This window comes from Pectinatus frisingensis (assembly GCF_014076555.1).
Lineage (GTDB): Bacteria > Bacillota > Negativicutes > Selenomonadales > Selenomonadaceae > Pectinatus > Pectinatus frisingensis.
Genome location: NZ_CP045424.1, coordinates 621,921 through 635,834 on the forward strand (window position 1 = coordinate 621,921; position 13,914 = coordinate 635,834).

The 13,914-nt window shown below is 39.2% G+C and carries 15 protein-coding genes and 1 other annotated feature; all 15 genes read right to left on the minus strand.

The features are described 5' to 3' along the window. Window positions 1-2 precede the first annotated feature (2 nt). Window positions 3-560: a class I SAM-dependent methyltransferase gene (locus F8M42_RS02995; protein ID WP_182187900.1), complete on the minus strand. Its 558-nt coding sequence runs from the start codon at window positions 558-560 to the stop codon at window positions 3-5. Continuing rightward, window positions 544-1,410, minus strand: a complete 867-nt coding sequence (locus tag F8M42_RS03000; protein ID WP_182187901.1) for an NAD(+)/NADH kinase — start codon at window positions 1,408-1,410, stop codon at window positions 544-546. The genes F8M42_RS02995 and F8M42_RS03000 overlap by 17 nt, the downstream gene beginning before the upstream one ends. Window positions 1,411-1,448: 38 nt before the next feature. Next, window positions 1,449-2,270 carry a TlyA family RNA methyltransferase gene (locus F8M42_RS03005; protein ID WP_182187902.1) on the minus strand — a complete coding sequence of 274 codons (822 nt, stop codon included), beginning with the start codon at window positions 2,268-2,270 and terminating at the stop codon, window positions 1,449-1,451. Between the two features lie 20 nt (window positions 2,271-2,290). Further along, window positions 2,291-4,174 (minus strand): 1-deoxy-D-xylulose-5-phosphate synthase, encoded by a 1,884-nt coding sequence (gene dxs, locus F8M42_RS03010; protein ID WP_182187903.1) that lies wholly within the window; start codon window positions 4,172-4,174, stop codon window positions 2,291-2,293. Window positions 4,175-4,187: 13 nt separating this feature from the next. Next, window positions 4,188-5,063 carry a polyprenyl synthetase family protein gene (locus F8M42_RS03015; RefSeq protein WP_182187904.1) on the minus strand — a complete coding sequence of 292 codons (876 nt, stop codon included), beginning with the start codon at window positions 5,061-5,063 and terminating at the stop codon, window positions 4,188-4,190. Continuing rightward, a complete protein-coding gene (gene xseB / locus F8M42_RS03020) occupies window positions 5,056-5,307 on the minus strand; it encodes an exodeoxyribonuclease VII small subunit (RefSeq protein WP_182187905.1) in 252 nt (83 codons plus the stop codon). Before xseB ends, F8M42_RS03015 begins: the two co-directional genes overlap by 8 nt. Continuing rightward, entirely contained in the window at window positions 5,282-6,514 is a 1,233-nt protein-coding gene (gene xseA, locus F8M42_RS03025; protein WP_182187906.1) for an exodeoxyribonuclease VII large subunit, read from the minus strand. Before xseA ends, xseB begins: the two co-directional genes overlap by 26 nt. A 48-nt stretch (window positions 6,515-6,562) precedes the next feature. After that, a complete protein-coding gene (gene nusB, locus F8M42_RS03030) occupies window positions 6,563-6,967 on the minus strand; it encodes a transcription antitermination factor NusB (protein WP_182187907.1) in 405 nt (134 codons plus the stop codon). A 19-nt stretch (window positions 6,968-6,986) separates the two neighbouring features. Continuing rightward, the gene (locus F8M42_RS03035) at window positions 6,987-7,247 is read right to left on the minus strand and encodes a DUF2273 domain-containing protein (protein WP_182187908.1); all 261 of its coding nucleotides are present in this window, start codon (window positions 7,245-7,247) and stop codon (window positions 6,987-6,989) included. Window positions 7,248-7,272: 25 nt separating this feature from the next. Then, complete coding sequence (gene amaP / locus F8M42_RS03040) at window positions 7,273-7,845, minus strand: alkaline shock response membrane anchor protein AmaP (protein ID WP_182187909.1); 573 nt, start codon at window positions 7,843-7,845, stop codon at window positions 7,273-7,275. 15 nt (window positions 7,846-7,860) lie between these two features. After that, the gene (locus tag F8M42_RS03045; RefSeq protein WP_182187910.1) at window positions 7,861-8,262 is read right to left on the minus strand and encodes an Asp23/Gls24 family envelope stress response protein; all 402 of its coding nucleotides are present in this window, start codon (window positions 8,260-8,262) and stop codon (window positions 7,861-7,863) included. A 278-nt stretch (window positions 8,263-8,540) separates the two neighbouring features. Next, the gene (gene thrS, locus F8M42_RS03050; protein ID WP_182187911.1) at window positions 8,541-10,451 is read right to left on the minus strand and encodes a threonine--tRNA ligase; all 1,911 of its coding nucleotides are present in this window, start codon (window positions 10,449-10,451) and stop codon (window positions 8,541-8,543) included. A gap of 60 nt (window positions 10,452-10,511) precedes the next feature. Next, window positions 10,512-10,730: a binding site (T-box leader), on the minus strand. Between the two features lie 43 nt (window positions 10,731-10,773). Continuing rightward, entirely contained in the window at window positions 10,774-11,805 is a 1,032-nt protein-coding gene (locus tag F8M42_RS03055; protein WP_182187912.1) for an aspartate-semialdehyde dehydrogenase, read from the minus strand. Window positions 11,806-11,818: 13 nt separating this feature from the next. Then, entirely contained in the window at window positions 11,819-12,607 is a 789-nt protein-coding gene (gene dapB, locus F8M42_RS03060) for a 4-hydroxy-tetrahydrodipicolinate reductase (RefSeq protein ID WP_182187913.1), read from the minus strand. Between the two features lie 96 nt (window positions 12,608-12,703). Next, window positions 12,704-13,390, minus strand: a complete 687-nt coding sequence (locus F8M42_RS03065; protein WP_182187914.1) for a TVP38/TMEM64 family protein — start codon at window positions 13,388-13,390, stop codon at window positions 12,704-12,706. Between the last annotated feature and the right edge of the window lie 524 nt (window positions 13,391-13,914).

Sequence of the window (13,914 nt, forward strand, 5' to 3'; positions counted from 1 at the left end):
AGTCACCCCTGTTTTTCTATCCAGCATAGTGCTGGTGCATCGATATGATTGTGTAATTGATACCAACCGACGGTATAAGTATGTTTATCCATGGCTTTAGTATAGTTGAGTAAGGCGTTATATTCCCGTTTCCCTTCTGTATGTCCCGGGTAGGCCGTAATGGAAATTATGCCGTTGGTTTTTAGAAGTTGTCTCATTATGTCAAGCGTTTCCAAGGTCGTTTTAGTATGTGTCATTATCAAATGTGGTGCACCGGGCAGGTAGCCAAGATTAAAAACAGCTACATCAATTGGTATCTGTTTAATGTACTTTTTTACATTACTGTGTGAATCGCAGATATAAGTGATTTTGTTTTTATAAGGCAGTGTCTGTTGTTTGGTATTTTCAACAGCTGCTGGCTGTATATCAAAGGCATAAATTTTTGCTACGGGAGAATTTTCAGCAAGAAAAAGTGTATCTGAGCCATTGCCGCAGGTAGCATCAATTACCAATTTGGCATTTTGCAGTACTGTTTTCAGCAGACAATGATTTATTTGGATAGCATTACTGATTGTCTGCATTAGTATCGCTCCGAATCAATTTATTTAATAAAATTTTATAATAATTTTTATCATCAAATTTTATTATTTTAGCCATAAAAGGAGCTTTACAGATCATCACTTGTTCATCTGGTCCGATTGGGCAGATATCCTGCCCGTCAAAAGTCAAACTAACCTGCTGACTGGTGTTTTTAACTGTGATATTGATCTGCTCGGTTTCATTTATTATCATTGGACGCACATAAAAAGTGTGCGGACAAATCGGTGTTACTAAAAGAACTTTTACTTTAGGATTGATTATTGGTCCGCCGGCGGATAAAGAATAGGCAGTTGAACCGGTGGCTGTTGAAACGATAAGCCCGTCGGCCCGATAGTCGGCTACTTTATAAGAGTCAAGTTCCAATTCAAGTCCTATCATGCGGGCAACGCCGGTGCTGGTGAGTACAATATCATTTACAGCATAACCAGCCAGTTTCAATGCATTATCTTTCTTTAGATAACCGGCCAGCATCAGACGTTGTTCAATTTTATAATTACCGGTTAATATTTTTTGCAATTTATTGGTAAGTTCACTGACTTCGATGTCGGCTAAAAATCCCAGATTGCCGATGTTTATACCGCAGACAGGAATATTATGTGGTGCCAGCAGACGGCATACTCCCAGTAATGTGCCGTCACCGCCGATACTAAGCCCGACATCGATGTTGGTTTTTAAGATATTGTCGGTGGCGAAGATCTCATAACCAAAAAGTTTAGCCATATTTAAAGGGATAAATATGTCAGAATGACGTTCAGTGAGAAAAGCTATGACTTTATCTAAAATTTTTTTGCTGTCTTTTTTTTTGCAATTAGGGAAAATACCTATTCTCATATTTTGGCCTCAATATTATAGAAATTACATAAACAAATTTAATGTTGGTTTTTATCCAATTCAGTGTGAGCTGTATGAACAATTTCATGAATGACTTCATCAGTAATATTAATACTGTCGGTTGAATTGTCACAACCGAGGTGGATGAGATATTCAATATTGCCCTCGGGTCCCTTTATCGGTGAGTAAGTTATGTTTTTGATGATAAACCCGATTTGTACCGATAAATCGACTATTTTTCTTATCACAGCCGTGTGGATAAGTGGATCTCGTACGACCCCTTTTTTACCGACATGTTCCCGGCCAGCCTCAAATTGTGGTTTTATTAATGCCGCTATTTCACCGGTGGGTTTTAATAAAGTTTTTGCAACCGGCAATACTTTTTCAAGTGAAATGAAAGCTACGTCGATAGAAGCAAAATCAGCATATTCACCAAGAGTTTCAGGTTTTACAAAACGGATATTGGTGCGTTCCATATTCATCACGCGTTTATCAGTTCTGAGTGACCAGGCAAGCTGTCCGTATCCAACATCGATGGCAAAAACTTTTTTCGCACCGTTTTTTAGGGCGCAATCAGTGAAACCACCGGTAGATGCACCTATATCAATACAAATTTTATCTTTTAAATCGAGAAAAAAAGTTTTTATCGCTTTTTCCAGCTTGAGGCCGCCCCGACTCACATATTTGATGCTGTCGCCTAATAGACGTATGGGTAGATCTGGGTCGACCGGTGCTCCGGCCTTATCTATTTTTTGTTCATTGACCAGAACCAGCCCTTCCATGATCGAAGCTTTAGCCCGTTCTCTGCTTGAAAACAGTCCTTTTTCAACTAAAACTATATCTAATCGTTGCTTTTTCATCCAACTGCTCCATATCGTAATCAATTATGCTGATGATTGACCAGATTTTTTATTGTTTTTGCTATTCCTCCGGCAGTAAGACCGTAATCGCGGAGAAGTTCATCACGTGGACCTTGAGGAATAAATTTATCAGGTAATCCCAGACAGGTTATTTTGCCTGGAGAAATATTGTTTTGGGATAACACTTCCAGTACAGCTGAACCAAATCCGCCGGCCAGCACGTTTTCTTCAACAGTAATAAGATGTTTTTTGGTTTGTGCCAGAGTAATGAGCAACGCTTTGTCAAGTGGTTTTATGAAGCGCGCATTGATTACACTACACAAAATATTGTCGCTGCGCAGTATCTCAGCGGCTTTTAATGCCGGACAGACCATCGAACCAATTGCAATGATAGCATATTCTCCGCTGTCACTGAGTATTTTACCGAACCCTATAGGAAGATGATGCAGACTGATGTCCATTGGTATTCCACAAGCCTGGCCGCGAGGGTAGCGGAGCACGATCGGACCATTATGTTCTATGGCTGTGTAGAGCATGTGCTGAAGTTCATTTTCGTCTTGTGGTGCCATCAGGGTGATACCGGGAATATTGCGCAGAAAAGAATAATCAAATACACCATGATGTGTGGGACCATCCTCACCGACAAGACCGGCTCTGTCTAAACAGATCGTTACAGGCAGATTTTGAAGACAAATATCATGTAAAATCTGATCATAGCCACGCTGGGCAAATGTTGAATAAAGAGCTACAACTGGTTTTTTCCCAGCAGAAGCTAATCCGGCAGCCATAGTTAAAGCATGTTCTTCCGCAATACCAACATCAAAAAATCGTTCGGGATATTGACGAGCAAAAGCACTGAGACCCGTGCCGCCGGGCATAGCAGCTGTTATTGCTACAATATCTTTGTCATCAGAAGCTATTTTTAATAACGTATTACTGAATATTTGCGTGTAAGTGGGGATGGATGAAGGTTTGCTGACAGATTGACCGGTTTCAATATTAAAGCGGCCTATGCCGTGGAATTTATCTGGATGCTTTTCAGCGGGTGGATATCCTTTTCCCTTTTTAGTGAGTATATGCAGCATGACAGGGCCGTGTATATTTTTTATACGTTGCAGTATTGTTATCAGATTAGGCAGGTTATTGCCGTCAACCGGGCCAATATATGATATTCCCATTTCTTCGAATAAGCCGCCGGCAATAAAAGCATTTTTTACACTGTCCTTTAGTATTTCAGCTGTTTTGTAAAAAGTTTGTCCTACTTTAGGCAGACGGGCAATAAGGCTGCCTATGTCTTTTTTTACCCGGGTATATTCCGGATTAGTGCGAATCTGGGAAAAATATGATGATAGCGCACCAACATTTTTAGAAATAGACATTTCGTTATCATTTAGTATGATGAGCATGTCTTTTTTCAATGCGCCGACATTGTTTAATGCTTCGAAAGCTTCTCCGCCGCTCATGGCGCCATCACCAATTACAGCGATTACCTTAAAGCGTCCGCCATCAATGTCTCTGGCCGCTGCCATGCCTAAGGCTGCCGAAATAGAAGTGCTGGCATGGCCGACTCCAAAGGCATCATAAGGGCTTTCACTTCTCTTGGGAAAACCAGTCAGGCCGCCTTTTTGACGTAAAGTAGAAAATTGATCACGTCGTCCGGAAAGAATTTTGTGGGTATAAGCTTGATGCCCGACATCCCAGACGAGTTTATCAGTGGGAAAGTCAAAAATTTTGTATAAAGCTATTGTTAGTTCCACTGTACCGAGGCTTGGAGCCAGATGGCCGCCGTTTTTTGATACTGTATCAATAATTAAACTGCGTATTTCTTCGGCAAGCTGCAGTAGTTGTTTAGGCAGTAATAATTTTAAATCATCGGGAGTATTAAGCTGTTCTAAAATATTCAAAAAATCACTTCCCTTAACTTTGTCTATCCAGAAGGTTTTTTACTAAGGTTTTTAAAAATTGTGCGTTGTCACCAAATATGGTTAGGGCAGTGACAGCATTTTCTATTGAAGTTTGAGCTAAGTGTTTGGCTTCGGATAATGATAATAAAGAAACATAAGTTGATTTGTGGTTTTTAATATCACTACCGGTTGGTTTGCCAGTTTTTTTGTCATCTCCAATGATATCAAGTATATCATCAGTGATTTGAAAGGCAAGGCCAAATTCTTCTGCATATTTAGTAAGAGCGGCTAATTGAACAGCAGAAGCCTGCGCTAAAATAGCTCCGGAACGAACAGCAGCGCGAAATAATGCTCCGGTTTTTGCTGAATGTAATTGGCGCAGCTCGGTTAAACTTATATTCTTGTTTTCAGACAATAAATCTATTGCCTGACCGCCGACCATTCCTTGCGGACCTGCGGCATAGCTGATTTCTTGAACCACTTTTAACAGGTGCTCCGATTTGATATCGGGATTTGAAGCTATGACATCAAAGGCCATGGTCAAAAGAGCATCACCAGCCAGGACTGCCATGCCATCACCATATACTTTGTGATTGGTGAGCTTGCCGCGGCGATAGTCATCATTATCCATGGCGGGTAAATCGTCATGGATAAGTGAATAGGTGTGAATAAGCTCTAAAGCGCAGGCAATGCGGTTGTATTTTTCACCGTTATCTCCTATCGCATCGGCAGCTGCCATCAGCATCAGCGGACGTAATCTTTTACCGCCGGCAGTCAGACTGTAGTTCATTGACTGTGCTAATATTTTGTTTAAGGCAGCATCAGCTGGATATAAATCAGACAATGTATTATTGATAAGTTCGATTCTGTGGGCAATATATTTATTCATTGGAGATATTCTCCTTTGTCTCAAGGTTTAAAGATGTTGTGGTACCATCAGCGTTAATTTCCAGCAGTTTACAGATAGTCTTATCGGCACTGTCCAGTTCTTGACGGCAAAATTGAATGAGAGCAGTACTTTCCTTATATTTTTTTACTAAATCATTAAGAGTAAGTTTATTTGTTTCCATATCATGAACTAATATTTCCAGCTTGTTTATCGAATCCTCAAATGTTTGTTTCTTTTTTGGCATAATGCTCACCTTTCTTTTTTAAAGCATTGACAGTGGCGGATACTTGTCCGTCAGAAAGTATAATTTGCAGCAAGTCATTTTTAGTTAATTGGTCAGTGGAAGTTATAATAGTATTGCCACGGTAAACCATTGAATAACCTCTTTGCAAAGCAGTCTCCGGATTGAGCAGAGCCAATTTTTCAGACAATACAGTAATTATGTGTTGCCTATCAGTAAATTGATGATTTACAGCATTATTGAGCTGGCTGATAAGTAAGTCAAGCTCTTGCCAACTATCACCTAAAGGAGAGTATGTATCATTGAAAAGTTTGTTATTACGACAGTTGTTAAGGCGGGTATGACAGCTGTCAAGATAATTTTCAATGACATTGGATAAATTGGTTTGTAATAAATATATTTTTTTTAGAAGTTCTTCACGGGAGGGAACGCATAACTGTGCTGCGTGTGATGGTGTAGAAGCACGTACGTCACTGACAAAATCGGTAAGAGTATAGTCTGTTTCATGACCGACAGCAGAAACTATAGGTAATTTTGCAGCATAAACTGCCCTGACAACTCGTTCATCGTTAAAAGACCATAAATCTTCCATAGAGCCGCCGCCGCGGCCAATGATAAGAACGTCACAAAGATCATAATGGCAGTCAAAGTATTGCAGTGCCTTGACAATTTGCTCGACAGAACCATCACCCTGTACCATTACAGGATAAAGCAGTAACTTTACCGCAGGATTGCGCTGGGATGCTACATTGTATATGTCATGCAGTACAGCACCTGTTTTGGAAGTAATGATGCCAATGGTTTTAGGGTAAACAGGTAATGATCTTTTATGTTCGGGATTAAACAATCCCTCTGAAGAAAGTTTATTTTTTAGTTGTTCATAATAAAGATTTAAATCACCGATACCATCCGGTACCAGCTGTTCTATGTACAATTGATAAGTCCCGTCACGGTCATAGACGCTTATACTGCCGCAGGCAATGACTTTCATGCCATTTTCTGGTCTAAAACGTAATTTTTGCGCAAAACGACGAAAAATAACTGCTCGCAATGCAGCGTGCTCGTCTTTAAGCGTAAGGTAGCAATGACCGGAAGAGTGGAATTTAAAATTGGATATTTCACCACGGATCATCACTTTGCGTAAATTGTTATCTGTGCTGAAAAGTTCTTTTATATAAGTATTTATCTCACTGACATTATAAATAGTCATCAAATTAATTCCTTTTAAGAAAAAAGCCGGGCTTTTGCCCGACTTTGATTACTTTTTGACAATTGACCCTAAGACACCGTTAATAAAACGGCTTGAATCGTCTGTTCCAAATTGCTTGGCCAGTTCGACAGCTTCATTTATGACTATCTTAGGAGTCAAATCCTTATCGCCAAACTTAAGTTCATAAACGGCAATACGCAGGATATTTCTGTCCACGGCTGGCATCCTATCTAAATGCCAGTCCCCTGAAACAGAACTGATTGCTTCGTCAATATATAATTGATTATCAATTACTCCGCTGACAATTTCCTGCATATAAGCGGAGTCGGAGTCTTTTAAAGCCTTTATTGTGGTTAAGACAGCATTGACAGCAGATTCTTTATCGAGGCCGGTATTTAAATCAAGCTGGAATAAAGTTTGCAAAGCTGCGCAGCGTGATTGCCTGCGACTCATAAATGAAAAATTCTCCTTTTTAACGACGAAATATCGGCGGAATAAATTTTTGAATGTGATCAAGAATATCTTCCGCAGTTTCAAATAAATCATCTTTTTTATCTATTTTGTTACCGATAAACAGCCCTGCCCCAACAAAAAACAAAACAAATATAGTTTTAAAAAAACCAAAAATCAAAATGGATAAACTGAACACAAAACCTAGGATAACCCCGGAAATTTTTCCGGGATTGTTATTCCATAGATATTTTATATACTTTTTCCAAGAAAAGTTTTCCATAATTTACTCCATATTAATTACTGTTTTAAACTACGCGCCTTTTTTTTACGCTGCTGCTATCAGATACACTGTCGACGATGATATCAATTGCAACATCATTCAAGGACATATACGAAGACAGTTGATCTTTGATATTTTTTTGCAATTCGTCAGACATTCTGATGGCATCATATTCTTGGCCTATTATCAGTCTTATTTTTAATTGTGTGCTCATTTCAATGTGATTGGCTTTTTTTAAAAATTTTACTTTGATTTTTGTATCGTAAACACCGGGCATATTGTGACATAATCTGTTAGTGACGTCGAGAACTGCATTTTTAGTGATATGCACATCACCGTTATTGCCATGTACGATAATACCTTCATTGCCTAAATCACTGTCTTTTTTGCCGGAAAAACAATTACCCATTAGTTCAATGCTAAGCAAAAATATGACAACGGCTGCACCAATAGTTTCAAAACGGCTGAGCATATATAATGCATTATTCCACAAATCATCTATTGGAATGATACCTGTGCATAAAACAATTAAGCCTAAAGAAAGTAAGGCGAAAAATAATGTATAAAAAAACAATAAAAATCTATTGATAATCCCCATTAGAAAACCTCTTCCTTAGCGGACCCGGACGACCTCTTCCTTTTGTTCTTCAGGTGGAAACCCTACACCTTGAACATGAATATTGACTTCAACAACATGCAGTCCTGTCATCGTTTCAATGGCTTTTTTAACATTTTCCTGCACATTCAGGGCAATATCGGGTATACGGACACCGTATTTTACGATCAGATATAAATCTACGGCAGCCTCCTGTTCGCCTACTTCGACTTTGACACCCTTAGAAAAATTTTTTCTACCGAGCATTTCGGCGATGCCGCCAACTAATCCACCGCTCATACCGGCAATACCTTCGATTTCTGTCGCGGCGAGACCGGCGATGATGCTCACTACTTCATCGGCTATACGAATAGAACCGAGAGCGGTTGATTTAGTTTTTTTATCTGTAGCAGTATCCATTATTATCTCTCCTTTAGCTCATGAATGATTTTCTATTATTATATCAAACATTGTATTATTATACAAATTATTTATAAACGGAAAAAAGCTGCCGCACATAAACATTTTATTCGTAAATATGCAATATCGAGCTCTTTTATTCGTCTTTTTAAGGACGGATAAAGGAATTGAGACGGGTTGCATCTTTATGAGGTAATGTTGTTTATGCGGCAGCCTATCTATGCCGGCAGACAGCATAATTTTTTATAAGTAATATTATGAGAATTTAAATAGGAGCGTCAAGCCTTATCAGCAATTTGTTTTTGCAGTAGGCTGATGAATTGATCGGCAGGCATGGCGTTGGTGGCTTGTTCACCGTGTTTTCTGACTGATACGGTATTTTCAGCTAATTCTTTGTCACCGACTACCAATATATATGGAACCTTTTTGACTTGGCATTCACGCATTTTATAACCGACTTTTTCATTGCGGTCATCTACTTCGACACGTAAGCCCAAGTCAAACATTTTCTTTTTCAAGGCAAAGGCATAATCGGCATGTTTGTCAGTAACCGGCAGAATTTTCGCCTGTATTGGTGCAAGCCATACAGGAAAAACTCCGGCGTAGTGTTCAATCAATATACCGATAAAACGTTCGATACTGCCATATACAACACGGTGCATCATGACAGGACGATGTTTTTGTCCATCTTCACCGGTATAGGTAAGGTCAAATTTTTCCGGCATCAACATATCAAGCTGTATTGTGCCGCATTGCCAAGTACGGCCCAGTGAGTCCATTAGATGAAAATCTATTTTTGGACCGTAAAAAGCGCCATCACCTTCATTGACAACATATTTTAACCCACGGTTTTCAAGTGCATTGCGCAAAGCAGCAGTCGATTTTTCCCATACATCATCAGAACCCATGGAGTTTTCCGGACGAGTGCTGAGTTCGGCATGATATGATAGGCCAAATGTACTGTATATTTCATCGAATAAGTCGATTATACTTTGAATTTCACCTTCGATCTGTGAGGGAAGGGCAAAGATATGGGCATCATCTTGTGTGAAGTTGCGCACACGCATAAGTCCATGCAGAGCTCCGGATAATTCATGACGATGGACAAGCCCCAATTCAGCCATTCTAAGCGGCAGCTCCCGGTAACTATGGGGTTGGGTTTTGTAAACGAGCATGCCGCCTGGGCAGTTCATTGGTTTTATTGCATAGTCTTCACCATCTATCTTAGTGAAATACATATTTTCTTTGTAATGATCCCAATGCCCAGACTGTTCCCAAAGCTGACGATTCAATATCATCGGTGTTCTTATTTCCTGATAACCATAGCGGCGATGAACAGAACGCCAGTAATTAATTAGCTCATTTCTTATAATCATACCATTGGGATGAAAGAATGGGAAACCAGGACCTTCTTCATGCAAACTGAACAAATCAAGTTCTTTGCCTAATTTTCTGTGATCTCGTTTAGCAGCTTCTTCGAGCATATTAAGATAAGCATCGAGGTCCGTTTTCTTTTCAAAGGCTGTTCCGTAAATGCGCTGCAGCATTTTATTTTTTGCATTGCCGCGCCAATAAGCACCGGTAACATTTTGCAATTTAAGAGCTTTGATTTTGCCGGTCGAAACAAGATGGGGGCCGGCACAAAGATCTGTGAATTCTCCTTGTGTATAAAGTGTGATAAGAACATCTTCCGGCAGATCTTTTATTAGTTGAACTTTATATTTTTCACCCTTGGCTTCAAATAATTTTATGGCATCTTCACGCTTTACTTCTCTGCGTTCAATAGGCAGGTTTTCTTTGACGATTTTTTCCATTTCTTTTTGAATCTTATCTAAATCAGATTGACTAAGCTGTTTTTGCATGTCAATGTCATAATAAAAACCATTGTCAATGGCTGGACCAATAGCCAATTGGACATTTTTTTCACCATAAATACGCTTGATCGCCTGAGCCAGGACATGTGAAGCACTGTGACGCAGTGCCCAGCGTCCGGCCGCATCTTCAAAAGTCATGAAATCGATCGAACAGTCATTATTTAATGGTGTCATTAAATCAGAATTAACGCCATTGATTTTAACTGAAAGTGCTTTTTTAGCCAGACTATTACTTAAGGATTTTAAGAAAGTTAATGCTGTAGTGCCCCTTTCTATTTCGCATACTTTACCATCTTTTAACTTGATTTTTATCATTATAAATGCCTCCTATTGTTAGTAAAAAAACAAAACCCCGTACCTGCATGGAAAAATCCATACAGGGACGAGGTTATATTCGTGGTTCCACCCTGATTACCGCTATAAGAGCGATTCCTTAATTAAGTCTGTAACGGTGACGGCCGATATAGCATACTAAAATTCTGCTATACAGTTTGAAAGTGGTAATTGCTAAGATTATCTTAAAACGCTCACAGCAAATGCGTCTCTCTCTGAATGATAATATCCTGACAATCATGTCTTTCGCATTACTTTTGATAAAATTCATTATAGCATTAAAAATAGCGGTGTCAAGTGGTCCTTAATTTATATCATTATCAATCATATATTCGGCTATTTGTAAAGCATTAAGTGCTGCACCTTTTCTTATTTGGTCACCAACCACCCAAATATTGAGAGCATTTTTGATAGAATAATCTTTTCTTATTCGACCGACATATACATTGTTTTTGCCAGAAGTCATAAGCGGCATTGGATAATCCATTTCGGCCGGGTTATCCTGGACAGTCACACCAGGAAAAGCAGACAGTAATTCTTTTGCCTCAACAACACTTATTTCGTCGGTAAATTCGATGTTGATCGATTCAGCATGACTTCTAAAGACCGGTACACGTATGGTCGTTGCAGTAATGCCGATAGAATCATCATTTAGAATTTTATGGGTTTCATTGATCATCTTCATTTCTTCTTTGGTGTACAAATTTTCCTTAAATACATCAATTTGCGGAATGAGATTGAAAGCAATCTGGTAATGTTTTGGAAATGATGCTCCCGGCAAAATCTCTGCTTTAACCGGATTGCCGGCGACAATGTCTTTTGTTTGCTGCTGCAGTTCGGCCATTGCCTCTTTACCGCCGCCGGAAACAGCCTGATAGGTAGAGACTACTATACGCTTGATTTTTGAGCGGTCGTACAGCGGTTTAAGTGCCATTACCATGATTATTGTTGAGCAGTTAGGATTGGCTATTATACCTTTATGTTCTTTGATAAATTCAGGATTGACTTCCGGGACGATAAGCGGTACATCGGGATCCATGCGAAATGCACTGGAGTTATCAATGACGACTGCGCCTGCTTTTACGGCAGCCGGGGCAAAAGTTTTACTGGCGGCACCACCGGCAAACAAGGCAATCTGAATATTTTCAAAGGAATTGTCGGTTGCTTCTTCAACAGTGTATTCTTTACCCATAAAAGTTATTTTTTTGCCGGCAGAACGTTTGGAAGCCAGTAATCTAAGTTTAGCAAAAGGGAAATGCCGTTCTTCTATGAGTTTTAAAAATTCCTGCCCTACAGCACCGGTTGCTCCTAAAATAGCAACGTTGTATTTTTTCATGTATATTCCTCCGTTACATTATTTTGTCGAGGTTGCGGACTAAGCCTTTTAAATGAATTACTTTTTTACATGCCAGCAAAACCCCCGGCATAAAGGAAGTACGGTCAATAGAATCATGGCGTATAGTGAGTGTCTGACCGAGACCACCGAAGATTACTTCCTGATGAGCTACGTAACCGGGCAGACGTACACTATGAATTGGAATGCCGTTTAATTGTGCACCGCGTGCGCCTTTTAATTTTTCTGTTTCATTGGGATTGCCTTGTTTCATTGGTTTGCGTACTTCACTGATCATTTCAGCGGTGGTGATTGCCGTCCCGGAGGGAGCATCAAGCTTTTGGTCATGATGTAATTCGATTATTTCGACATTAGGGAGATACTTGGCGGCTTTCTTGGCCATTATCATCATGAGCACGGCACCAATAGCAAAATTTGCCGCAATAAAAGCCGGAGTATTATATTTTAAAGCTATTTCATTAAGCTTATCCTTAGCTTCATCTGATAGTCCGGTTGTACCAATGACAGGACAAACATGATTTTCAAGTGCCTGGCAGGCATTATTAAAAACTGCATCGGGACGTGTAAAATCAACCATTACATCAGGGTTCACAGTAGTGATTACCCGTTGCAAATCACTGTCGACAATGATACCGGTTTTTGCTGCTCCGATGAGATCACCGATATCCATTCCACCAGTGACATCAACGGCACCGACTAACTCTAAGTCTTTGTCGGCAGTTACAGCAGTCAGAACGGCACGGCCCATTTTGCCGCGGGCACCGTTAACTATAACTTTGATCAAAAGATTACCTCCTAATAGATTGTAACATTGTATAATGTCTTGCTTTTTTATTATACTAAAAATATAAATAAAATCAATAGAATAACCATGAAAGTATTATTTTTTATTACGAATGTGCTTTTTATTGAAATACCAAATGCCACCATAAACTATTATAGCTAATATAATTACTATGAACAAACGTTCTAAGTTCTGGTTGTAGGTGAAGATATCATGGCCGATCATAACTTCGAGAGCAGTTGCCGGCAATTTGCCGATAAAACTGGAAAGAGCATAATCTTTGGTTGATATTTTACTTATGGCACCAAAGGCTGTGAGTACACCGGAGGGAAAGTAAGGCAGTGATCGTAACACCAGCATAAGCTTGAACCCGCTTTCACCGCTGAAATCATCGATTTTGCTTAGTTTAGAACTTTTATGAATAAGTTTTTCAGCTGTGGGACGGAGAATAGTACGCATTAACCAGAAACCTATCACTACGCCGATGCTTTCGGCAATCCAGGAAATCATTATGCCGATAGCAGGACCAAACAATAAACCATTGGCTGTGATTATAAATATAGATGGCAGGCCGACAATATTAACGAGCAATACCAGCATAAATCCAAGGAAAATAGCCAGTGTGCCGAATGAATCAATGTAGGCGGCTATTTCCTCCATATTGCCATTGACGGCCAGATAGAAAATATTGTTATAAAAATCCGGTGCCAGGACATACACACTGCCAATTAAAATAATGAGCAGCCCATAACCTAAAAACTTTACTTTTGTTTCTGCTTTCAATTAGTAGTACTCCTCAGATTAATTTGTTTACGGCCTTATTTTATCATAAATTGATTTTCATTACAGTAATATATTATAGCAGATTTACAAAATGAAAATTTTCGACAGTAGAATTGGTTGGCTTTATCGGATTATATTGCAAATGAGCCGGTTATGTTTTATACTCAGTGTATTGGTAGTATCTCTGCGGGGAACTGCACAATGATTATAGTATTATAGAAGTGTCACACGTAATATAGTCAATTTATGAATATGCAATATGCTTATCATTGCGGGAACTGCATTTTATGAAACTGATACCATTCGTGCGACAGATTAAAAACACCTGTTATGTCCATTATTTTATATTATGCTTTGATCCTTGCGGGACAAAGACTGACACATATTGCATTAGGAATAATAATGTCTTTTTCATTTAAAAATGCATCAGCCTTTGTTGCGACGATGTATTCGGGTGAAAAAGGCATTTTTTATTTTTTAAGGAGTTGATATTTATAAATATAGGATTTATCGGAGCTGGAAAG